Origin of the sequence: Marinobacter sp. M5B, from assembly GCF_042604615.1 — a bacterium.
Taxonomy (GTDB): domain Bacteria; phylum Pseudomonadota; class Gammaproteobacteria; order Pseudomonadales; family Oleiphilaceae; genus Marinobacter; species Marinobacter salarius.
Map to the genome: position 1 here is coordinate 1,830,977 of NZ_CP156894.1, position 22,150 is coordinate 1,853,126.

18 protein-coding genes are annotated in these 22,150 nt (G+C 58.3%); 4 read left to right on the top strand and 14 right to left on the bottom strand.

All coding sequences use genetic code 11. The features are described from left to right. On the bottom strand, positions 1-927 hold the full coding sequence (locus tag AAGD24_RS08260) for a histone deacetylase family protein (RefSeq protein ID WP_036206435.1): 927 nt from the start codon (positions 925-927) through the stop codon (positions 1-3). Positions 928-1,099: 172 nt separating this feature from the next. Between AAGD24_RS08260 and AAGD24_RS08265 the strand changes: the two genes are divergently transcribed. After that, positions 1,100-3,844: a GNAT family N-acetyltransferase gene (locus AAGD24_RS08265; RefSeq protein ID WP_379867068.1), complete on the top strand. Its 2,745-nt coding sequence runs from the start codon at positions 1,100-1,102 to the stop codon at positions 3,842-3,844. A 10-nt stretch (positions 3,845-3,854) separates the two neighbouring features. Here AAGD24_RS08265 and rdgC read toward each other — a convergent pair whose 3' ends face one another. The 8 genes from rdgC to AAGD24_RS08305 all read right to left on the bottom strand — a co-directional run bounded on the left by rdgC (position 3,855) and on the right by AAGD24_RS08305 (position 9,726). Then, positions 3,855-4,784 (bottom strand): recombination-associated protein RdgC, encoded by a 930-nt coding sequence (gene rdgC, locus AAGD24_RS08270; RefSeq protein WP_379867070.1) that lies wholly within the window; start codon positions 4,782-4,784, stop codon positions 3,855-3,857. Between the two features lie 115 nt (positions 4,785-4,899). Beyond that, positions 4,900-5,100: a DUF2788 domain-containing protein gene (locus AAGD24_RS08275; protein ID WP_199480788.1), complete on the bottom strand. Its 201-nt coding sequence runs from the start codon at positions 5,098-5,100 to the stop codon at positions 4,900-4,902. 26 nt (positions 5,101-5,126) lie between these two features. Then, complete coding sequence (yaaA, locus tag AAGD24_RS08280; protein ID WP_379867072.1) at positions 5,127-5,897, bottom strand: peroxide stress protein YaaA; 771 nt, start codon at positions 5,895-5,897, stop codon at positions 5,127-5,129. A gap of 12 nt (positions 5,898-5,909) precedes the next feature. Continuing rightward, positions 5,910-6,143, bottom strand: a complete 234-nt coding sequence (locus tag AAGD24_RS08285) for a glutaredoxin family protein (protein ID WP_007151668.1) — start codon at positions 6,141-6,143, stop codon at positions 5,910-5,912. Beyond that, positions 6,143-6,892, bottom strand: coding sequence for a YciK family oxidoreductase (locus AAGD24_RS08290; RefSeq protein ID WP_036206452.1), 750 nt, complete (start codon positions 6,890-6,892; stop codon positions 6,143-6,145). The genes AAGD24_RS08285 and AAGD24_RS08290 overlap by 1 nt, the downstream gene beginning before the upstream one ends. Before the next feature lie 47 nt (positions 6,893-6,939). Beyond that, a complete protein-coding gene (locus tag AAGD24_RS08295; RefSeq protein ID WP_036206455.1) occupies positions 6,940-7,599 on the bottom strand; it encodes an HAD-IA family hydrolase in 660 nt (219 codons plus the stop codon). A gap of 23 nt (positions 7,600-7,622) precedes the next feature. Continuing rightward, positions 7,623-8,351 (bottom strand): bifunctional 2-polyprenyl-6-hydroxyphenol methylase/3-demethylubiquinol 3-O-methyltransferase UbiG, encoded by a 729-nt coding sequence (ubiG, locus tag AAGD24_RS08300; RefSeq protein WP_036206458.1) that lies wholly within the window; start codon positions 8,349-8,351, stop codon positions 7,623-7,625. Positions 8,352-8,385: 34 nt separating this feature from the next. Next, positions 8,386-9,726 (bottom strand): TRZ/ATZ family hydrolase, encoded by a 1,341-nt coding sequence (locus AAGD24_RS08305; RefSeq protein WP_379867075.1) that lies wholly within the window; start codon positions 9,724-9,726, stop codon positions 8,386-8,388. 159 nt (positions 9,727-9,885) lie between these two features. Between AAGD24_RS08305 and mtnA the strand changes: the two genes are divergently transcribed. Next, positions 9,886-10,950 carry an S-methyl-5-thioribose-1-phosphate isomerase gene (mtnA, locus tag AAGD24_RS08310; protein ID WP_075194582.1) on the top strand — a complete coding sequence of 355 codons (1,065 nt, stop codon included), beginning with the start codon at positions 9,886-9,888 and terminating at the stop codon, positions 10,948-10,950. A gap of 6 nt (positions 10,951-10,956) precedes the next feature. On the opposite strand, the gene AAGD24_RS08315 is transcribed toward mtnA, so the two are convergent. The 3 genes from AAGD24_RS08315 to AAGD24_RS08325 all read right to left on the bottom strand — a co-directional run bounded on the left by AAGD24_RS08315 (position 10,957) and on the right by AAGD24_RS08325 (position 16,834). After that, positions 10,957-13,149, bottom strand: coding sequence for a carboxy terminal-processing peptidase (locus AAGD24_RS08315; protein WP_379867077.1), 2,193 nt, complete (start codon positions 13,147-13,149; stop codon positions 10,957-10,959). Between the two features lie 293 nt (positions 13,150-13,442). Next, entirely contained in the window at positions 13,443-15,593 is a 2,151-nt protein-coding gene (locus tag AAGD24_RS08320; protein WP_036206475.1) for a 3-hydroxyacyl-CoA dehydrogenase NAD-binding domain-containing protein, read from the bottom strand. A 32-nt stretch (positions 15,594-15,625) separates the two neighbouring features. Beyond that, positions 15,626-16,834 carry an acetyl-CoA C-acetyltransferase gene (locus AAGD24_RS08325; RefSeq protein WP_075194607.1) on the bottom strand — a complete coding sequence of 403 codons (1,209 nt, stop codon included), beginning with the start codon at positions 16,832-16,834 and terminating at the stop codon, positions 15,626-15,628. Between the two features lie 188 nt (positions 16,835-17,022). On the opposite strand from AAGD24_RS08325, the gene AAGD24_RS08330 reads away from it, so the two are divergent. Continuing rightward, positions 17,023-17,286 (top strand): late competence development ComFB family protein, encoded by a 264-nt coding sequence (locus AAGD24_RS08330; RefSeq protein ID WP_041334642.1) that lies wholly within the window; start codon positions 17,023-17,025, stop codon positions 17,284-17,286. 40 nt (positions 17,287-17,326) lie between these two features. On the opposite strand, the gene AAGD24_RS08335 is transcribed toward AAGD24_RS08330, so the two are convergent. Further along, positions 17,327-19,792 carry a DUF349 domain-containing protein gene (locus AAGD24_RS08335; protein WP_379867079.1) on the bottom strand — a complete coding sequence of 822 codons (2,466 nt, stop codon included), beginning with the start codon at positions 19,790-19,792 and terminating at the stop codon, positions 17,327-17,329. Between the two features lie 185 nt (positions 19,793-19,977). Between AAGD24_RS08335 and AAGD24_RS08340 the strand changes: the two genes are divergently transcribed. Then, positions 19,978-20,445 carry a regulatory protein RecX gene (locus AAGD24_RS08340; RefSeq protein WP_379867081.1) on the top strand — a complete coding sequence of 156 codons (468 nt, stop codon included), beginning with the start codon at positions 19,978-19,980 and terminating at the stop codon, positions 20,443-20,445. On the opposite strand, the gene mltF is transcribed toward AAGD24_RS08340, so the two are convergent. Next, the gene (mltF, locus tag AAGD24_RS08345; protein WP_319830334.1) at positions 20,440-21,834 is read right to left on the bottom strand and encodes a membrane-bound lytic murein transglycosylase MltF; all 1,395 of its coding nucleotides are present in this window, start codon (positions 21,832-21,834) and stop codon (positions 20,440-20,442) included. The two genes, AAGD24_RS08340 and mltF, sit on opposite strands and share 6 nt — an antisense overlap. Positions 21,835-22,150 lie beyond the last annotated feature (316 nt).

Below are 22,150 nucleotides of genomic sequence, written 5' to 3' on the forward strand. Positions count from 1 at the left end.
TCAGTGGATGGCGTTGAGTACCTCAAGGTGAGCGTTGACACTCTCGGCCAGCGCCCTCAAATGATAGCCACCCTCCAGGGTCGAGATAATACGGTCGTTGGCATGGTCGCTGGCCACGCTGGTGATCATTTCCGTCAACCAGCGGTAATCCTCTACTTCCAGGTTCAGCTCCGCCATTGGGTCCAGTCGGTGGCCGTCAAAGCCGGCGGAGACTAGCACCAGTTGCGGGCGGAAGTCCTGCAGCCGTTTCAGCCACGCTGCTTCCACGATCTTCCGGTACTCGTCTGCCGGAGTGCCTGCCTGGATGGGCGTATTGATGATGTTTTCTGCCTGGCGATGCACGTGGGAATGCGGGTAGAACGGATGCTGGAAACTGGAACACATCAGGATGCGTTCATCACCGCCCACGATATCCACCGTGCCGTTGCCCTGGTGTACGTCGAAATCAATAATCGCTACCCGCTCTAACTGGTGAAAGTTCAACGCCCGCATGGCGGCCAGCGCGATGTTGTTGTAGAAACAGAAACCCATTGATTTACTGCGTTCGGCATGGTGCCCGGGTGGCCTGGCGCACACAAACGCGTTGGTAAGCTGGCTGCTGAGCACCATATCGACTGCTTCAATGCTGGCGCCAGCGGCAAGTCGGGCGGCTCTCAGGGTGTCCGGCATCATGGCGGTATCGGGGTCGGTATACACCCGTCCCCTGGTGGGCTGCATCAGATCAAGTTGGTTCAGATAGCGTTCGGGGTGCACGGTCTGCAACTGGTCCCGGGTGGCTTCGTCAGGTCGCACCCAGTCGAGATCTTGCCCCAGGCCGGTGTCGGCCAGGTAACTGGTGATGGCTGCCAGTCGCTCGGGGCACTCAGGGTGCTCCGCCCCCATATTGTGTTTCATGCAGTCGTCGTGAGAGAAGAATCCCGTTGTCATACTGGTCCCGAACACTCTGGTTGTGCTTGTATTTTGTCCAATATTATCAGGGATAGACCGGGCTTTCTGCGTTTCTTTGGTCTTATGGCGGAGATAGCCGTTTTACATCGTCAGGCAAGCGCCTAAGATAAGGTGTACACACGCCCGGTCGACTCGAATCAAGGAGTGAAACTTGAGCACCCGTTATCTGGAAAGCCTTTTCAACCCGTCTTCTATTGTGGTGATCGGCGCCTCGGAACGGGCAGACAACCTCGGTGGCATGGTTCTGCGGAACCTACTCGGTGGTGGTTATCCCGGCCAGTTGATGGTGGTCAACCAGAACGATTACGACAACGTCCACGGCGTACCCTGCGTCAAGAAAGTATCCCGCATGGGGTTTAGCCCCGATCTGGCGATTATCTGTACCCCTCCGGATACCGTGCCGAAGATGATCAAGCGACTGGGCGAGGCAGGCGTCCGCACGGCTATTGTGATGACAGGTGGCATGTCCAGGAGCCACAGTAAAACCGGTCAGCCATTAATGTATTCGGTTCGCGATGCTGCGCGGGAGACCGGCATACGCGTGCTTGGCCCCAATACTATTGGGCTGATGGTGCCAGCCCGCAGCCTGAACGCCACCTACGCCCACATGGGCGCCATTCCCGGTAAGGTGGCGTTCGTGGGCCAGTCCGGCACCATCGCCAGTTCGGTAATCGACTGGGCGTTCGCCCGGGGTGTGGGTTTCTCTTACTTCCTGACACTGGGCGATGGGATGGATATCGATCACGACGACCTGATTGATTATCTGGCCCAGGACAGCCAGACCCGAGCAATATTGCTGCACATTGAGAATATTCCCAATCCACGCCGCTTCATGTCCGCCGTACGTGTGGCTTCCCGCACCAAGCCGGTGATTGCCGTGAAAAGCGGCCGTGTGCCGGAATCGGAATGGTTCCCCCACGAGCTGCCCGCAGGGCTGACCCAGAGTGACCCCATATACGATGCCATGTTGCAGCGTGCTGGTGTGCTGCGAGTGGATGGGTTGGGGCAGATGTTTGATGCGCTGGAAACGCTGACACGAATGCGTCCCCTGCGGCGGGAAACACTGGCCATTATGGCCAACGGCGTTGGCCCTGGGGTACTGGCGGTAGACCGGTTGGCGTATCTGGGTGGTGAACTGGCAAAGCTGTCGGGCAAGTCGATCGATTCACTGGCGGAACTGCTGCCACCGTACTGGACCCGAAAGAATCCTATCGACCTCGGTTACGCCGCCTCACCGGAGCTCTACGCCAAAGCAATCAAGATTCTTGCCAAAGACCCGGAAGTGGCCAACGTTCTCGTGATGTACGCGCCCAGCCTGACCGAGGACAGCCTGCGGATTGCCGATGCGGTGGTTCAGGCTACCAAGGGCACGCGCTTGAACGTCTTCACCTGCTGGTTGGGGCAAAGTACGGTGCTGGATGCCCGCGATGAGTTTTATCGGGCGGGCTTACCGTCGTTCTTCAACCCTGAGAAGGCCGTTATGGCGTTCATGCAGCACGTGCGACACCAACGCGTGCAACGGTTGCTGACCGAAACGCCGGAGTCCTTTACCGACCACCTGGCCGACCATACCCAAACACGGCGTATCGTCGTGAATGCCATTCGCTCCGGTCGGGCGCATCTGTCCAACCAGGAAGCCCGCGACGTGATCCGGAATTACGGCATTAATGCCGTCGAGACCATGTATTGCGACGATATGGAGGAAGTGCTGGAGGTCTTCGCCGTGGAGCGTCGTCCGGTGGACATCACGCTGATCCATGAACAGGCCTGTCATCCGCTTGTGGAGCTCAGCCCCGGACAGCGCCGTTACAAGGGCACGGTTCAGAAACTGAACAGTGAGGGGGCGATTATGGATTCCTGTCGCTTCCTGATGGACGAATACCAGAAACATTACCCTGACAGCGGTTTTCTGGGTTTTGCGGTGCAACGTTCCTACCAGCACGTCGGTGGCATCGAGTTCAGTGTGGGGATCACCCGGGACAAGTTGTTTGGGCCGCTGGTAGTCTGCGGCGCCTCGGGGGCGCATATCAACGTAATGACGGATCGACAGATTGCGTTGCCGCCGTTGAATATGGTGCTGGCCAGGGAGCTATTGCGGCGTACTTACATGTATAAGTTGCTGAAAGAATACAGCCTGAAGCCCGAGGAGGACATTCGCGCGGTCTCGGAAACCCTGGTGACTCTGTCCCAGATTGTGATCGATATTCCGGAGATTCGCGGGCTGGAGATCTCACCGCTGTTGTTCAACGACCAGGGCACGGTTGCGGTGAACGTGGCGATCGACCTGGCGGACAAGCCGGGGCGGCCGATTATCCAGCCGTACCCCAGGGAGCTGGAGGAGTGGATCGTGCTGCCAAAGTCCGGGCGCCGTGTGATCATTCGCCCGGTGCTGGCGGAAGACGAACCGGCACACCGTGCGTTTCATGAACTCCAGTCCCCGGAGTCCATCCGTTACCGTTTTTTCCAGTACCGCAAGCACTTCTCCCGTGAAGACGTGGCCCAGATGGTGCAGATCGACTACGACCGGGAAATGGTCTTTATTGCCAACGCGCCAAGGGAGGACGGCGAGGGGGAGGAGACCCTGGGAACGGTGCGAACCTGGACCGATGCCGACAACCTGCGCTGTGAGTTCGCGGTGATGGTGCACGACAGGATGAAAGGCGAGGGACTGGGTGTGGCCCTGATGCAGAAGATGATCGACTATTGCCGTGCCAAGGGCACGGTGGAGATGGTGGGTGATGTGTTACCGGACAATCGTCCGATGCTGCAACTGGCTGAGCATCTGGGCTTCGAGATCCACTACAACACGGAAGAGGAAGTGATGGACCTGACGCTGGTACTGAACGAGCCGGAGAAGGACTGGCAGCGGGAGCGCCTGGAACAGACGTCCCACTGAATATCCAGGTTCAGCTTTCTTCCACAATCGCGGAACGGTCTTCGCCGCCCAGGGCTTCCAGCAGGCCAGGAATCAGCCTGGCCAGTTCCAGGGTCATCAGTGAAAATGCGGCGTCGAAGCGTGCTGCGGCGTCATCCGCATCCACATCGTCCAGCTTTTCCTGCAGGGTGTCGCCGAATTTCAGGCGACGGATGCCCAGTTCCTCGTCCAGCACGAACGACAGGTTGTCGTCCCAGGTGACAGACAGCTTGGTCACCTGCATGCCGGCGTCCAGATGACTGCGGATTTCATCACCCTGAAGATCCAGGCCTTTGCAGCGCACCACGCCACCGTCTTCGGATGTGTCTTTCAGTTCGCACTCCGTGCCCAGCTCGATGCTCGCGGGTAGATCGATGGACTCGTTCAACCAGCCGGTGAAGGTGAAGGCGGGTGCCTGCTCCACGGCTGGCGGGCGAACGGGCAGGGAACCCAGGCTTTTGCGAAGCGTTGAGGCGAGATCTTCCGCCTGTTTGGAGGAGCCCGCGTCAACAACCAGTACGCCGTCTGCCGGTGCCAGATAGGCGTAGCAGCGACGGTTCTTGGAAAATGCCCGGGGCAGCATTTCCAGCGTCACTTCTTCTTTCAGTTCGTCCTTTTCCTTGCGCCGCACCTTTCGGTGTTGTTCCGCTTCAATCATTTCAGCCTTCTCGTCCACCAGTTCCTTGATAACGGAGGCGGGCAGCAGCTTCTCTTCCTTGCGCAGGGCGATCAGATGGCAACCGCCGGCACTGTGGACCAGCAGGTCACTGTGCTTGCCCATAGGCGATACCCAGCCCTGGCGTGAGGTTTCCTGGGGACCACAGGGCTTGAAGGCGTCTGCCTGGAGCTTTTCTTCCAGGGCTTCAGCGGTTATCTCGAATGGCTTGGTAAAACGGAATACGCGGGCATTACGAAACCACATGGTCCGGATCCTTGTTGGTTATTCGATGATGGTGAGAGTCTGAAAAGGGTGGGGATGATACGGCCACGGGTCCGTGGCCGTAAAGTGACAATGCTGAAAACCTCATCTTGGGTCGCTAGAGCTTCATAATCTCCACCATCACGGTCTTGATGATGAACCCCACCACGCCAGCACCGAGTATGGTGAACAAAATGATGGTGCCAAACCGCCCGGCCTGGGACTTTTTGGCCAGATCCCACACGATGAATCCCATCCAGACGATCAGGCCTGTGAGAAAGACCAGCATGGCGAGCTGGGAAAAAACGGCTTCACTCATTAATGTCTCCGGATTCAGTGAACGGTTTACGGCTTATCCCGTAGGAATACCCAGCTGTCCGCATCGGACTGCTCTTCGCTGAACCGGTAACCTTCCAGGTCAAAGCCTTTCAGGTCACTGGCCTGGGTGATGTTGTTCTGGATGGCGTAGCGACACATCAGGCCCCGGGCCTTTTTGGCGTAAAAACTGATCATCTTGTACTGGCCGTTTTTCCAGTCCTTGAACTGCGGTGTAACCAGGCGACCTTCAAGGTCCTTTTTGCGAACGCTCTTGAAGTATTCGTTAGAGGCCAGGTTTACCAGCACGCCATCATCAGCCTTCAACAAGCGGTTAAGCTCATCGGTGACCTTGCTGCCCCAGAAAGCGTACAGATCTTTGCCCCGGCGGTTCTCGAACTTGGTACCCATCTCCAGACGATAGGGTTGCATCAGGTCCAGCGGCTTGAGCACACCGTAGAGGCCGGACAGAATTCTCAGCCGCTTCTGGGCAATCTCGAATTCTTTCTCACTGAAGCTTTCCGCATCCAGGCCGGTGTAAACATCGCCCTTGAAGGCAAGCACCGCCTGGCGGGCGTTATCTGGTGTGAAGGGGGTGTGCCAGGTGCGAAAGCGTTCAGCATTGAGCTGACCGAGCTTGTCGCTGATCCCCATCAGGTTGCTGATGTCATGGGGTTCCAGGTCTTTAAGCTGGTCTATCAGTTCACAGGCATCGTCGAGAAAGTCCAGCTGGGTTGTCTTTTGGGTCGCCAGCGGGCTCTCGTAGTCCAGTGTCTTGGCGGGGGATATCACCATCAACATGTCGGGCTGTCCTCATCGAAGAAAATTCATTAACTGGTCACTGGTGAACGGCCAGTCCAGTTCTTCACCGGTATCGTTACGGCGCAACACCGGAATCCGGGTGCCATAGCGTTCAACCAGTTTTTCGGACTGGGCAATGTCCACGGCGTCCACGGGCACCGGCTCCGGCATGGGCGTTCTGACCAATAGGGCTTCCGCCAGTTCGCACAAGTGGCATTGGGACGTGGTGTAGAAAATCAGTTCCATTATTTCGGCTGTGCGTCTATTTGTTGGCCATTCACGTCGTGGCTGTCCTTACCCATCAGGTACAGATACACCGGCATCAATTCCTCCGGTGCTGGATTCTGGTCCGGGTTCTCAGCCGGGTACGCGGTGGCTCTCATATTGGTACGGGTGGCGCCGGGGTTAAGACTGTTCACGCGGACGTTGTGGCGGTCGTCATCCAGCTCCTCTGCCAGCATCTGGCTCAGGCCTTCGATGGCGAATTTGGAAACGGCGTAGGCGCCCCAGTAGGGTTTGGCCCGGCGTCCGACGCCGGAGGCGGTGAAAATCACCGACGCATCGTCGGATTTGCGCAGTAACGGAATCATCGCCCGGCTCAGCAGGAAAGGCGCGGTGGCATTGACATGCATGACCTTGTTCCAGATTTCCGGATCGTACAGTTCGATCGGGCTGCGAGTGCCCAGAATGGCTGCGTTGTGGAGAAGCCCGTCGATCCGGTCGAAGTTGTCTTCAATGGTCATGGCCAGCTCTTCATACTCCTTCACCGCGGCGCCTTCAAAATTCAGCGGTACGATGGCTGGTTTGGGATGACCGGCCGCTTCGATCTCATCGTAGACGGATTCCAGTTTGGAGACGGTGCGGCCGACGAGAATGACGGTAGCGCCGTGAGCCGCATAGGCCTTTGCTGCAGCCCTTCCTATCCCGCTGCCGGCACCGGTCACCATGATGATGCGTTCTTTCAGTAGGTCGGCCGGTGCTTGATAGTCCTGCATTCTGAGTCTCCATTTGGGAAATGCTGAAATAGTGCTGCCATCGGCGCCTATTGTAACAGTTTTGCCAGGTCGCTGACGGTGTCCGCAATAAGGTCGGCTTGCCACAGGTCAACGGTTTCCGGCTGCTCGATATAACCGTACCGAACCGCAATGGTTGTCATCCCGGCGTTGCGCCCGGCCTCGATATCGCGCTCATGGTCGCCCACGTATACGCCCGTTGTCGGTTCGACGCCCACTTCCTTGCAGGCAAGAAACAGAGCTTCTGGATGCGGCTTGCGGTGGGTGACATGGTCGGGGCAGACCACCGCTGCACAGCGGTTTGCAAGTCCCAGGGCTTCCACCAGCGGAACGGCGAAGCGAACCGGCTTGTTGGTGACAATACCCCAGGGGATACCCCGTGCTTCGAGGCTTTTCAGCAGGTTGTCCATGCCCTCGAACAGAGTGGTTTCCACGGCGACGCCGGCCTCGTAAAGGTCGAGAAACGCGGTGTGTTTTTCCAGGTAGTCGGGATGGTCCGGGTCGAGCCCGAAGCCAATCTTGATCATGGCCCGGGCCCCGTTGGAGACAGAGCGCCGTATATGCGGTGCGGGCAGGCCTGGTAAACCGTGAGAGAGTCGCAGCTCATTCAGGCAACGAATAAAGTCCGGTGCGGTATCGATCAAGGTACCGTCCAGGTCAAACAGGACGGTCGACGGGGTTGCTGGCATGGCTGACTCTGGGGGTGTGGCGTTCACGACGGCGTACTGTCCTCTCGTGTGTCCATGGCGTGCATCATGTAGTTCACGTCCACATCCCGCCCCAAGCGGTAGGCTTTGGTAATCGGATTATAGGTCATGCCGGTCAGGTCGCGGATGTCCAGGCCAGCGTGGCGGAGATGGTCGGACATCTCGGACGGCCGGATAAACTTGCGCCACTCATGGGTGCCCTTGGGCAGCAGGCGGAGCATATATTCCGCGCCGACGATGGCGAACAGGAAGGATTTTGGATTGCGGTTGATGGTAGACACGAACAGATGCCCGCCCGGTTTGAGCATGGTGGCGCAGGCACTGATCACCGACGCCGGGTCGGGCACATGCTCAAGCATCTCCAGGCAAGTCACCAGGTCGTATTGGCCCGCATGTTCCGGGTCTTGCGCCAGCTCTTCCACAGTGATCTGACGGTAGTCCACCTCAATGCCGCTTTCCATACCATGGAGTCTGGCGACGGATAGCGGTGCTTCTCCCATATCAATGCCGGTGACATGGGCACCGCGCAGTGCCATGCCCTCGGAGAGCAGGCCACCGCCGCAACCGACATCCAGCGCCCGCTTACCGGCCAGGGGCGCGCGTTCATCGATGTAGTTGAGTCGCAAGGGATTGATGTCGTGCAGAGGCCGGAATTCGCTAGTGGGGTCCCACCAGCGGCTGGCCAGTGCCTCGAACTTGGCGATTTCGTTCTGGTCTACGTTGTGGTTACTCATGTGCCGTTCTGCCTGGTCGCTGAGAGTGTGAGCGTCAACTGGTTTGCTGTTCGCGAATACGGTCGGCCCAGCCCTGGACGCGTAGCATCAGGTCCGGGACGTCAATGCGGGTGAGTTTGCCTTCCTGCACCTGGGGTACGCCGTTGATCCAGCTATGGCTTACCTGGCGGCCATGGTTGCTGTAAACCAGATGGGAGGCAGGATCATACACTGGCTGCAGGAACGGGTCGCCGAGATTCACGGCGATAATGTCCGCCAGTTTGCCAGCGGCCAACGATCCCAACTCATGATCGCGCCCAAGAGCTCTGGCGCCCTGGATGGTCGCCATAGCCAGTGCCTCGTGGGCGGACAGTGCCGAGGCGTCGTCTGCGACCACCTTGGCCAGCATGGCGGCGGTGTTAAGCTCGCCGAACAGGTCCAGGTCATTGTTACTGGCCGCGCCATCCGTGCCAATGGCGACATTGACGCCGGCCTTGCGGAATGTTTGCACCGGGCTCAGGCCGCTGGCCAGTTTCAGGTTGGATTCCGGGCAGTGGATAACGTGGGCACCGGTCGCCTGGAGCAGCGCTATGTCTGACTCATCAATCTGCGTCATGTGCACGCACTGGGTGTTGGTCCCGAGTACTTTCAGCTCCGCCAGGCGGGCAGTAGGGCGCTTGCCGGACTTTTCCATGGCGTCCGCAACTTCGAAGGCGGTTTCATGCAGGTGAATCTGGATCGGGGCACCCGTCGCCTCCGATAGCGCTACGGCTTTTCTCAGTGGCTCGTCGGATACGGTGTAGGGCGCATGGGGGCCAATGGCCGGCATGATGAAGGCGTTGTCCTGCCACTGTTTTATGAATGCTTCGCCTTTGGACAGGTATTCATCCGGCCCGCTCCCCCAGGGTGTGGGGAAGTCCAGCAGCGGAAAGCAGATCTGTGCGCGCATGCCGGCGTCGTGCGCAAGCTGGGCAACGATTTCCGGGAAGAAGTACATATCGGAAAACGTGGTGGTACCGGTGCGCAGCATTTCCGCCATGGCAAGCTGGGTGCCATCGGCAATGAATGCTTCGCTGACAAACGCGCCTTCGGCAGGCCAGATATGGTCGTTAAGCCAGGTCATCAGGGGCAGGTCATCGGCCAAGCCACGGAACAGTGACATGGCGGCGTGGCCGTGCATATTGATGAGGCCGGGCAGCACCACATGGCTGGGAAGGTCGATCACTTCCTTGGCACGGAAGCGGGCATCCGCTTCGTCCTGCGATACGATGGCGGCAATCCTGTCACCCTGGACGAGAACCGCCTGATGTTCCAGAACCACATCGGCGGGCTCGATGGGAATCAGCCAGCGTGCGTTGATGCGAATGTCCGCTGCGGTAATGGTGTCTGCCGTCATTAACCCTACCTTTGTACGTGCAGCCTGGAACGGAGCCACGCTGTCTTGAAATGTAGCCCGAAAGTATAGCGACCGGCCCGGTTGAGAACTACCCTGGGGGCTGAGTTTACCGTATTAACACAGGTATACTGCCGTTTTGTAACCCTCAGGAGTTAATGAATGAGTCGCGCCCCTGTTTCATCTGGTGACCGTGCTATCGGCACCGTAGCCATTCGCTGGCATGGCGGAAGTCTTGAATTGTTGGATCAGCGGCTGCTGCCGGACCAGGAACACTGGATCACGCTGGAGGGCTCCGCCGGGGTGGCTCAGAGTATCCGCAATATGGTGGTGCGTGGGGCGCCGGCGATCGGAATCAGCGCCGCGTACGGTGTTGCCCTTGCAGCCCGGCACGCTGGTGGCGGTGACTGGAAAGCGGAGATCAAGCAGGCCATTCGCGAACTGGCGGCCTCCCGGCCAACGGCGGTGAACCTGTTCTGGGCGCTGCAGAAAATGGAGCAGGTGTTCTCAGAATGTCACTCCCTGGAGGAGGCGGTAAAGCGCCTCTCCGAAACGGCGGTTCAAATCCATAAGGACGACCTGTCCGCCAATCTGGCAATGGCGGACTATGCACTGGCCCATATGGATGCCAGCAAACCGTTTTCGGTTCTGACCCACTGCAATACCGGGGCGCTTGCCACCGGCGGCTACGGCACAGCGCTGGGAGTGATCCGGCGGCTGCATGAGAAAAAGCTGTTGAAGGATGTGTTTGCCGATGAGACCCGGCCGTGGCTTCAGGGTAGCCGATTGACCGCCTGGGAACTGGCAAGGGATGGGATTCCGGTGACGCTCAACGCAGATGGGGCGGCGGCGTCGATACTTGCGGCGGGTCATGTGCGTTGGGTGATTGTCGGCGCGGACCGAATTACGGCCAACGGTGATGTGGCCAACAAGATTGGCACCTATAGCCTGGCGGTCCTGGCCCGGCATCATAAAGTCGGTTTTATGGTGGTGGCACCGTCCAGTACGGTGGACATGGCCCTCGCGTCGGGCAAGGACATCCCGATTGAAGAACGCGAGGGGGAGGAGCTCAGGCAGGTTCGGGGCGTTCAGATCGCCCCCGCTGGCGTGAAGGCGTTTAACCCGGTGTTCGATGTGACGCCGGCCAGTCTGATCGACGTCATCGTCACTGAGAAGGGTGTGGTCAGCACCCCGAACCTGACCGGTATGGCGGGATTGTTTAGCTGAAACCCTTTACTGGCCCGACTTGCCGCTCAGCGTATCCGCCTGGGCGGTGATCTGCTTGGGGGCCAGGATGGACGCCATGCGCTGATCCAGCTCAAGCATATCCGCCATGATGTTACCGCCTTCGCGGATAATGAAATCCAGTTCGTCGTCTGCGCTGTCTGGTTCCGCCGCCTGCTCGTCCTGCCAGTCGTCGAGCGCATCCAGGCTTTCGAAGGCTTCTTCACCGTGTATGGCGCGGCGTGCGTTGGCGATGGTCAACCGGGTGCTCTCAATCTGTGACTGATATTCCTTGCGCTTTTCAAGGTTCAGGCTCACGTATTCCTGTTCGCGTTGTTGCTTCAGGAATTCAATTTCCTTCTGCAGCAAGCTGAACTCGGGGTTTTCCTCAAACCGGGTGTCGTGGCGCTTCCGGAGTTCATCGATAACACCGCTGAAGTCGAAGTAGCGCGCATGTGGCACGGCTTCAATCTGGTCCCAGGGCAGGGCGTGGTCCAGCGCATCCTCGCCGATACGGGTCTTGTCCACGCGCGACGGAATTTCAATGTCCGGAATCACGCCTTTGTGCTGGGTCGAGCCGCCGGACACCCGGTAGAACTTGCTCTGGGTGATTTTCAGCTGGCCGTGATTCAGCGGCCGAACAGCCTGTACCGTGCCTTTTCCGAAGGTTTGGGAGCCAACCACAAGGCCCCGGCCATAATCCTGGATGGCACCGGCAAAAATCTCCGAGGCGGAGGCACTCATTCGGTTGACCAGCACCACCAGCGGCCCGTCATAGGCAACGGATGGGTCCTCGTCGTTGAGTACCTGTACGTCGTTGTTGGAGTTGCGAATCTGTACCGTGGGGCCTTCCTCGATGAACAGGCCGACCAGGTCGTTGGCTTCATGAAGTGCGCCGCCGCCGTTATTGCGGAGGTCCATCACCACACCATCGACGCCATCTGCCTTCAACTCGTCGATCAGTTTGCGAACATCCCGGGTGGTGCTTTTGTAGTTGGGATCGCCATCCTGCATCGCCTTGAAGTCGGCGTAGAAGGTGGGAATGTTAATGACGCCGATGCTGTAAGTGGTATTGCCGCGTTCGAACTCGATGACTTCCTTGCTGGCGCTTTGTTCCTCCAGCTTCACTTTGTCCCGCTCAATGGCGATGGTTTCAGTGACGGTTTCATCCGGGGCATCGGCGGGAATGACTTCCAGGGTCACCGTGGATTCGCGGGGGCCGCGAATCAGATCCACTACCTCGTCGAGGCGCCAGCCGATGACGTTGACGGGCTTTTCCTCGTCGTCCTGTTTGACCGACACGATACGGTCTGCCGGCTCAAGCTGGCCTTGCTTTGAGGCAGGCCCACCCGGTACCAGGCGAACCACCTTGGTGTATTCGTTGTCTGATTGCAGCACTGCGCCGATGCCCTCGAGGGACAGGCTCATGTTGATATTGAAATTCTCGGACGTGCGCGGTGAAAAGTAGGAGGTATGCGGGTCCCACATGCCCGCGAAGGCGTTCATGTAAGCCTGGAACGCGTCCTCGCTACGTGCCTGGTAGGCGCGCTTCAACTGGCCTTCATAGCGCCGCTGCAGAGCCTCCTTGATGGATTCGTCATCGGAATCGTTGAGGCGTTGTGCCAGAACGGCGTTCTTGATCCTTTTTAACCACAGGTCGTCCAGTGCTTCCCTGTCGGCGGCCCAATCGGCGTCGGAGCGGTCCAGCAGGATGCGTTCGTCGGCACTGAAGTCGAGCTTGTCGATGCCGTTGTCGATCAGGTCGAGAGCGAACTCGAGGCGTTCAATGATGCGTTGCTGAACCAGGTTGTAGATATCAAAACCCGGTTGCAGTTGACCGGTTTTGAGCGCCGATCCGAGCCCAAGCCGAATCGCACTGAGCTTGTCGATGTCTTTCTGTGTCAGGTAGACGCGCTGGCCATCCAGGTAGTCAAGATAAGCGTCAAACACATCCCCAGACAGCGAGTCGTTAATGCTCAAATCGCGGAAGTGGGTGAACTGCAATTGGCGGGCAATCAATATGTTGGCGCGGGCCTGCTCCACCGTTGGAGACACCGGCTGGTAGACCTTGTCGGTATCCAGCTTGGCCGATACAGGCACAGCGAGTGCGAGCGTGAGAGCCAGGGCAAAGGTTTTTTTGCCGGGCATGACTCCACCCATGGTCGTGCTGTAACGGGTGACAAATCGTTCCGCGATGCTCATAAGCTTTGTTACCTGACGGTGTGGACGATACCCTGCGCTGCGGAGAGGGACCCATGATGAGCGGCCGCTGGCAGTTGATTAAGCGCTTTTTGGGTATCGCTGGATTGGCTCATGGTTTTATTGTAGGCAAGCACAGAACCGGTTGCCATAGTGGGGAAGTTTCGATACGTGACAATCTGTCCATGAAGTCGTCAGATTTGTGAACGCGGGGGCCGGCGGAAAGCCAGCGAGAAACCTTTGGTGACCCCCTTGACGGAGCGCGCAGGTGCAGCTCCGGCAAGGGATGGGGTTGATTACTCGAAGACCGCGTTGCGTTCTGCCTTGTCCAGCAACAGACGGGGTGGGTTGAATCGCTCACCAAAGCGCTCGGCCAGGACTTTTGCCCGCTCTGCAAAGGCTCTGACACCGTATTGGTTGATGAACTGGATGGCACCGCCGGTCCAGGGGGCAAAACCAATACCGAATATACTGCCGATGTTGGCGTCTTCAACGGTCCGGAGTACGCCTTCTTCCAGGCAGCGTACGGTTTCGATGGCCTGGATGAACAGGATGCGGTCTTTCAGCTCCTGGAGGTCCGTGTTCCGGGCTTTTTCCCGATCGACAAACAGTGTGTCCAGTTCCGGCCAGAGGTGCTTTTTCCCGGATTGCGGATACTCGTAGAAGCCGGCACCGGCGGCCTTGCCCTTGCGGTCGTGGCTGCCGACCATCTGGTCGATGACGGCTTCCGCCGGGTGCGCGTTCCAGGTTTGACCGGCCGCTTCCGTGTCTTTTTTGCTCTGGTCGCGGATATGTTGCATAAGGGTCATGCTGACTTCATCAGAAATCGCCAGCGGGCCGACCGGCATGCCGGCCAATACGCCTGCGTTTTCGATGCTGGACGGATGGATACCTTCACCCAGCATGGCGATGCCTTCATTGACGAAGGTGCCAAACACCCGTGAGGTGAAGAACCCGCGGCTGTCGTTGACCACAATGGGGATCTTGCCGATCTGCTGGACGTAATCAAAGGCGCGGGCGAGGGTGTCGTCAGATGTTTTCTCACCCACGATGATTTCCACCAGTTGCATCTTGTCCACCGGCGAAAAGAAGTGCAGCCCAATGAATTTTTCGGGCCGAGCCGAGGCCTTGGCCAATTGGGTAATGGGAATGGTGGAGGTGTTGGACGCAAAGAGACCGTTCCCGGCCAGTTTCGCTTCCGCTTCCTGGGTTACTTTTGCTTTCAGGTTGCTGTCTTCAAAAACGGCCTCGATGACCAGATCGCATCCTTCCAGGTCGTCCGCGGAACCAGTGGCCTTAATGCGGTTCAATATCTCGGCTTTCTGTTCTTCCGTCATGCGCCCACGGCTGACTTTTTTCGCCAGCAGTTTCTCGGAATAGGCCTTGCCTTTTTCCGCGTTTTCCGTGGAAACGTCCTTGAGGACCACATCCAGGCCTCGGGTTGCGGTGGAGTAGGCGATGCCCGCGCCCATCATGCCGGCGCCAAGGACGCCCACTTTGCGGAAGGTTTCCTTCTCAACACCCTGCGGGCGGCTTTCGCCGGCGTTGACCGCGTTAAGCTGAAACCAGAAAGTGCCGGTCATGTTCTTGGCGACCTGACCAATAACCAGTTCCGCGAAATAGCGGGTTTCGATCAGGCTGCCATTGTCGAAGTCCACTTGGGCACCTTCCACGGCGGCTGACAGGATACGCTCCGGGGCGGGGTAGCAGCCTTTGGTTTTCTGCTTGAGCATTGCCGGCGCAATAGCCAGTTTCTGGGCCATGGCGGGGTGGTGAGGCGCGCCGCCAGGAAACTTGAAGCCTTTCTGGTCCCAAGGCTGCTGGCTCTTTGGATTGGCGTCGATAAAGGCCCGTGCCTTGGCCATCATGTCGTCGGTGGACGAGGCCAGTTCATTAACAATGCCGGCCTTAAGCGCCGCTTTTGGGTTTACCTTTTTGCCTTCCATCAGGAAGGGGAAGGCCGCTTCCAAACCGATCATACGGGGCAGGCGTTGAGTGCCGCCGCCACCGGGCAACAGTCCAAGGGTGACTTCCGGAAGGCCCAGTTGAATCTTGTCTTCGTCCAGAACAACCCGGTGATGGCACGCCAGGCAGATTTCCAGACCGCCACCGAGGGCAGAGCCATTGATGGCTGCCACGATGGGTTTGCCGCTGGTTTCGAGGACGCGCATCTCGGCTTTCATGCCGTTGACCATGTCTTCAAAGGCACCGGCGTCCTCCCGGGTTACTTTGTACAGCTCTTTCAGGTCACCGCCGGCAAAGAAGGTTTTCTTGGCGGAGGTGACAATAATGCCGCGGATATTGTCGAGATCGCTTTTAACCTTGCCCACTGTCTCCGTCAGTGCCGCTCGAAAATCGGCGTTCATGGTGTTGGCGGACTGGCCGGGCATGTCGATGGTCAGGGTCAGGATCTGGTCTGAACCCAGGTCGTAGTGAATGGCGCTCATAGTTGGTTCTCCTCTCAGAATCAGTCGTCGGCTCAGACGCGCTCAATGATGGTGGCAATACCCATTCCGCCACCCACACACAGGGTGGCCAGGCCGTAGCGCAGTTCTCTCCGCTCCAGTTCGTCGAGCAGGGTGCCCAGGATCATAGCGCCAGTGGCCCCCAGTGGGTGGCCCATGGCGATAGCACCGCCGTTCACGTTCACTTTTTCGTCCGGAACCGACAACTCCTTCTGGAAGCGCATCACCACGGAGGCAAACGCTTCGTTTACTTCGAACAAATCGATCTGGTCGACTGTCATGCCGGCTTTTTCCAGCGCCTTGCGAGCCGCCGGGGCAGGGCCGGTCAGCATGATAGTGGGGTCGGTGCTGGTGACCGCTGTGGCCAGGATACGTGCTCGGGGTTTGAGCCCCATGGCCTTGCCCTTGGCTTCGCTGCCAATAAGGAGCGCCGTGGCGCCATCCACAATACCGGAGGAGTTGCCGGCATGATGTACGTGATTGATTTTCTCCACGTAGTGGTATTTTTCCCGGGCGACGCCGTCGAAGCCCATTTCACCCATCATCTGGAACGAGGGCTTGAGGCTGGACAGGGATTCCACCGTGGTGTTGCCGCGTACATGCTCGTCACGATCCAGGATCATCACGCCATTCTGGTCGGTAACCGGAACGATGGACTTTGAAAAATAGCCTTTTTCCCAGGCGTTGGCGGCCTTTTGTTGTGACTTCACCGCAAACCCGTCTACATCCTCCCGGCTAAAGCCTTCCAGTGTCGCAATCAGGTCCGCGCCGATGCCCTGTGGCATAAAGCCAGTGTGCAGGTTGGTGGCCGGGTCCGTGGCCCAGGCACCGCCATCGGAACCCATGGGGACACGGGACATGCCTTCAACACCGCCGGCAACCACCAGGTCTTCCCACCCGGAACGAACCTTCATCGCCGCCAGGTTGACGGCCTCAAGGCCGGATGCACAGAAGCGGTTCAGGGTGACACCGGCTACAACTTCGTCCCAGTCCGCGGCCAGGGCGGCGGTTTTGGCAATATCCGCACCCTGGTCGCCAACCGCGGTCACGCAGCCCATAACGATGTCGTCCACCTGGGCGGTGTCCAGACTGTTTCTCTCCTGTAGCGCCTTGAGAACGGTGGTCAGCAGGGTAATGGGTTTAACGCTGTGCAGGGCACCGTCTTTCTTGCCGCGCCCCCGGGGCGTACGAACCGCATCGAAGATATAGGCTTCGGTGGTCATTTCCTGTCCTCTGTTGGTCGTTGACTCAGTAATAGCATCGCGAAGGGTAACCATAGCGGGTCCTGACGGGTAAGCGTAATGACGAGCACTGCCAATCGAATTGGCGAAACTGCTCAATCCGGTCATGACAATTTCAGGGTAGGGTTCTATGGTGTAGACAGGTACCCATCACAAGCAGGAGCAAGGCGATGTCCCTGAGAGATGCCATCGATAACTTTTACGAGCCGCTGGTTGCGGAAGCCATTGATGAAACAAGAGGGGATGGTGACAGCCAGGACTACCTGACCGACGTGATGTGTGTGGCGCTGAATCGGCTACCAGCCAAATATTACCGCCACAGCATCGATATGATGTTCTACCTCGCCGACGGCGAACTCGAAACCATGAAAAAACAGGCCCTGACCGCCGTTCGGGAGGCCAGGGAGTTTGTGAAGAGCCATCAGCGCGAATAAAAGAGCCATCAGCGGGAATGAAAAGCCATCAGCGCGATGGTTAGCTCTCCCGCAGTACAGCCTCCAACGCCTTGCCAAGCCGTTCAGCCAGGGGCTCACTGACAACATCCACTGGTTGAACCACACACCAGTTGGCAACCAGCATTTCCAGTTGCCTTGACTTGTCGCTGTCCGAAGAAGCGTTGCCCATGCCTTCGGCAAGTCGCTGTACCTGAATTTCCATGCGACGGCCCTGGTCTTCAGCCGGTGACGGCACTTCCGCCAGTATCTCCGCCCGAATCACCAGTTCTACCGGGTCTGGCTGGCCCACATCGGCAGCCAGACCGGCCCAATGCTGTGGCAGTGCCTCGCTGTTCAGGGTGCTTGAACTCCGGGCGTTGATCCAAGTTTTCCAGGTATCTATCTGATCCTGCAGCTGGCGGGTCGAAACCAGCCCTGAAAGGCGACTGCGTTCCTGGTTGACTCGCTCTTTGCTGCCCGCAGACAATGGCTCGTTTCTGAGCGAGTCAAGTTCAGCCAGTGTCGCTTTGAGCACATCAAGGCTGCTATCGGAGCCCGCCGATTGGCAGGCTTCAAGCACCGGCCCCGCTTTTTCATCCGCCTCACGGGAAAGCTGTTCCTGCTCATTCTTGCGGGCATCCCTTCGCGCGAAGATCTGGTCGCAGGCTTTGCGGAACGCTTGCCACAGTTTTCGGTCTTCGCGGTGTCGGGTAATGCCAATGCTCGTCCACTCAGTTTGCAGGGCTTTCGCCTGGCTCATGGCATCGCCCAGGGGCTCGTGTTCAATCAGGGCTTCCGCTCGCTCAACAATGCCCTGTTTAAGAGCTTCGTTCTTCTTACGCTCGGTATCCAGCGGCGCCTCGAGCTGTTTCAGCAGGTCGTCGAACCGTTTCTGAACCGGGCGATTGTCGCGAAATTCCACGGGCCAGGCCGCTTTCCACTCTTCACGTGCGGTCTGGTGTATGCGTTCGGCCGCTTTCCAGTCAATGTTATTCCAGTCGGCGTTGTCGAGGAATGTGCCCAGCTGATCGCAAATCGTCTTGCGGGTTTCCAGGTTTGCCTGTTTCAGCCCGGACTTGGCAGAGAAATAGGCCTTGCAGGGCTCATACGCCTGATCCGAGGCCTGCTTGAACCGTGACCACAAGTCGCGATCGGAAGAACCTCCCAAACCCCGCCACTCATTCTGCAGTTCCTTGATTCGCTCAGCCTTGGCTTCCGGTTCCATGGGCTGGTTTGCCAGGTATTCCATCTGTTCGCAGAGCGACTCCTGTTTCGGGCGCGTTGCAAAGCCCTGCCAGTCTGTCAGTTCGCGAAGCTGGCCTCCGAGCAGGTGCATTCGTGGTTGCAGTGATTTGCCGTGGCGATGATCAAGGCCTTTTGCGAGTTGTTGTGCGGCCTTGAAGTGCTGGCGGGACTCCTTCAACTGCTTGGATTCGAGAGCTTCCTCCAGCTTATCCAACACCTGCCGAAGCGAATCAGCCAAGGCCTTCTGTTCTTCCGAGTCTGGCTTGTTGGTTTTTGCAGGGCGGGGTTTTCCCGCAAGGCGATTCAGAGCGTCCAGCAAGGTGGGGCGCCTGAAATCGCGGGGCCAGTCGACGGTTTCCAGTATCACCCTGGCTTGATCGGTCTGCTTGCTATCATCGGTGTCACTGCTGTCGGTGGCCTGCAGTGCCATGATCTCGTCGCGGTGCTGGCCGAGGCGCTTGACTGCGGATATATAACTCCGCAGCGACTGCATCAGGTTCTCGTAGGTTTTCTGTTCCTGTTTCTCCACCTGGGTGTCCCGGGTGGCTTCCAGCCAGCGGTTCTCCTGGGTTTTCTGCAAGGCATCCAGGGAGGCCAGGGAGGGTTCCAGGTCCGGATCCTGATGTTTCAGTTCGTCAAGGGTGTCTTCCAGTAAGGACAACGTTTCCGCCCGTTGGCTCTTTTGCTCTTGCTGATGCCTCAGCTGATCCTTTTCGGCCTGCATCTCGCGCAGCCGTTCGCGGCATTGGTGAACAGCCTGCAGGAACTCCGTGGTTTGTTCCTGTGAGGCCTGAGTTTCCACATCAGCCCACTTTTGGAGGAGTGCGTCCAGACGCGCCTCAAACAACTTCGTGTCGTCGCTGCGGGCCTGCTCAACCGCATGACGCACGATGGTTTGAATGGTTTCGGCCAGTTTTCGTTGTCGATCTTCGTCGTCGCGAATACGTTGCAGCTTCTGGCGAACGATTTGATAGACCCCTTTGTCCTTGCCTTTGGCAAGCTTCTGGACGCGCTGCAGGGTGGCTTTTTCTGTCAGTGCTTCCGCCGCCTCGCTGCGTATGCCTGCTGTCAGGCCGCCAATGGCCAGTTCCTCGAGTTCGCCTTCGGACGGGTTGGCTTTCAGTGCTTCTGCCTGCAGCTCTCGTTGGTCATCCTGCCTGCTTGTCTTGTCGGCCTCTTCCTTCGTAGCTTCCTTGCGAGGGGTAACGGCAGTCGCGGTTGCTTTGCGATTTCCAAACAGTTTCTGGATGAATGCGGCCATGGGGTTATCCTTTGATATTGAAACCAGTTCCCGGTGCCGGCAAAGTAAGCAGGCACCAGCCATCGGCGTTGTCCGGAGTTCCGGGTGCCGGGTACGTCAGCTGATCGATCCATGGAATTGAACGGTCAGCTGTATTAGGTGGGGGCTAGTCTAGCGTTTTGTCGGCATTTGCGGGAAGAGTCTGAATGGGAAAAGCATCAAATCCGGAAGATCAGGACCACAAGGCGCGTTCCGCCGCGTTGCGACTGCTCGCCAGACGGGAGCACAGCCGTTTGGAACTCGCGCTTAAGCTCAAGCAGAGGAAGATCGAATCGGATGTTATTGAGCAGGTTCTGGACGACTATGAAACCGAAGGTTGGTTGAGTGATGAGCGATTCGCGGAGGTCTATGCCCGGCAGCGGATGGATCTGGGCTACGGGCCGCTGAGAATCCAGGCTGAACTCCAGCAAAGGGGTATCCAGGAGCCGCCGTCCTGCGTCCGGGAAATGAACGACACGGACTGGTCCGACCGGGCGACGCTGCTTCGGGAGAAGCGGTTCGGGCTCAGCGATATCCGCGATGACTGGGATGAAAAAGCTCGCCAGGCCCGCTTTCTTGCCCGTCGGGGGTTTTTCTCCGAGCACGTGGAAAACGCGCTTGAGCAACGGCTATAGCGTTGGTGGGACGAAACCGAATTCCTCTGGCAGCGACGCCCTGATGTCGCTGTTGTTTTCCTTGCCATCGACGGGGCCGACAATCTTTTCCATACCCTCCAACTCTTTGAACCAGGGCTTTTCCTCAGTTTCCGCTACCTTTGTTGGCTCCGTCAGCCAGGCCAGGAAATCGTAGTAGCGGCGTATGTTCTGAACGTAAATCACCGGTTCATGCCCCCTGGCGTAGCCAAACCGCGTTTTGGAATACCATTCCTTCTGGGCTAGCAGAGGCAGGAATTCCTTGACGTCCATCCAGCGGTCAGGGTTTCTGCCGGCCCCTTCGGTCAGCCTGCGGGCATCCTCCACGTGCCCCCAGCCAACGTTATAGGAGGCGAGTGCAAACCAGGTCCGGTCCGGTTCGGGAATGCGATCGGGGACCCGGCTATGCACGATGGTGAAATACTTTGCGCCACCCTGGATGCTTTCCTCGGCATCGAGGCGATTATTGATGCCGATATGGCTGGCTGTATTCCGCGTTAACATCATCAGTCCGCGAACACCGGTCGGCGAGACTGCATTAGGGCGCCAGTGGGACTCCTGGTAGCCCATGGCGGCCAGCAGTCGCCAGTCCAGTTCGTAGGTCTTGGCGTAATCGCGAAACAGGCTTTCGTACTTGGGCAGGCGGTTTTCCACGTGATGAACAAAGGTCCGCGCGCCAACATAGTCCAGGCGGTCGAGATGACCGTAGAATCGCTCGGAAATATGCGCCAGTGTGCCGTCGTCCCGCAGCTCCTGAATAAACTGTTCGGCGGCATTGGCCAGGCTCTGGTCCTGCTCGCTGGGAAAGAGCCACAGTAATGGTTCGGGCTCTCCGAGGCTGAACGCGCTCTTGACCTTCGGGAAGAACACATGGTTCAGCTCGAGTTCGTTGGAGGATACGATGGCCAGCGGGAACTCGCCGGACTCCACGCGTGAGAGGATGCCAGCCGCGTCCAGGCCGGCGTGCATGGTCCACTGCAGGCCGCTGTTGTTGGCGCTGAACTGTTCCAATTGGTGTTCGTGATTGCTGTCCGCCACCAGATGGATAGTCTGCCCCTCAAGATCCTCCAGGGATTCCGGGCGGTCAACTTCGCGGTTATAGACCACCACGGATTCGGCTTCGATGCCGTTGGCAACCTTCTGGTAGCGCTGCTGAAAATCGGGGCGCGAGGATAGCCCTGCCAGACCGATGTGGGCGTAGTCCTGATCGAGTATCGACAGCACGCTGGTGTTGTCCTTCGCAACGCGAACCTTGAGCTCAACGCCCAGGTCCTCTGCGAACAGGCGCGCCAGTTCGTAGTCATAACCAGTGGGGCCATCACGGCCTTCAAAATAAACCGATGGCGCATTCCGGGTGATAACGTGGAGCACACCCTCGGAACGGATCTCCTGAAGAGTACTTGGCCTTGAGCATCCTGCAACTGTCAGGATTATTGACAGTAGGCAGGTGTATTTCGCGATGGCCGTGTACGGCTGACGACGGTTCTTAGGCAAATTCCTGAACTCCCTTGATGCAGGACGCTGAGTGTTACGGTGTTTCCCCTGATGTCCGATCACTCCCTGCTACCTCGCTCGCACTTCTTGCGTTACTGAAAAAAGCAGCAAGTGGCATGCCAGCACAGCTTTGGAGAGTTTAACCGATGTTCACTCAATACGGAGCCTCCCTGGCTCAACTGTAATGATCCCC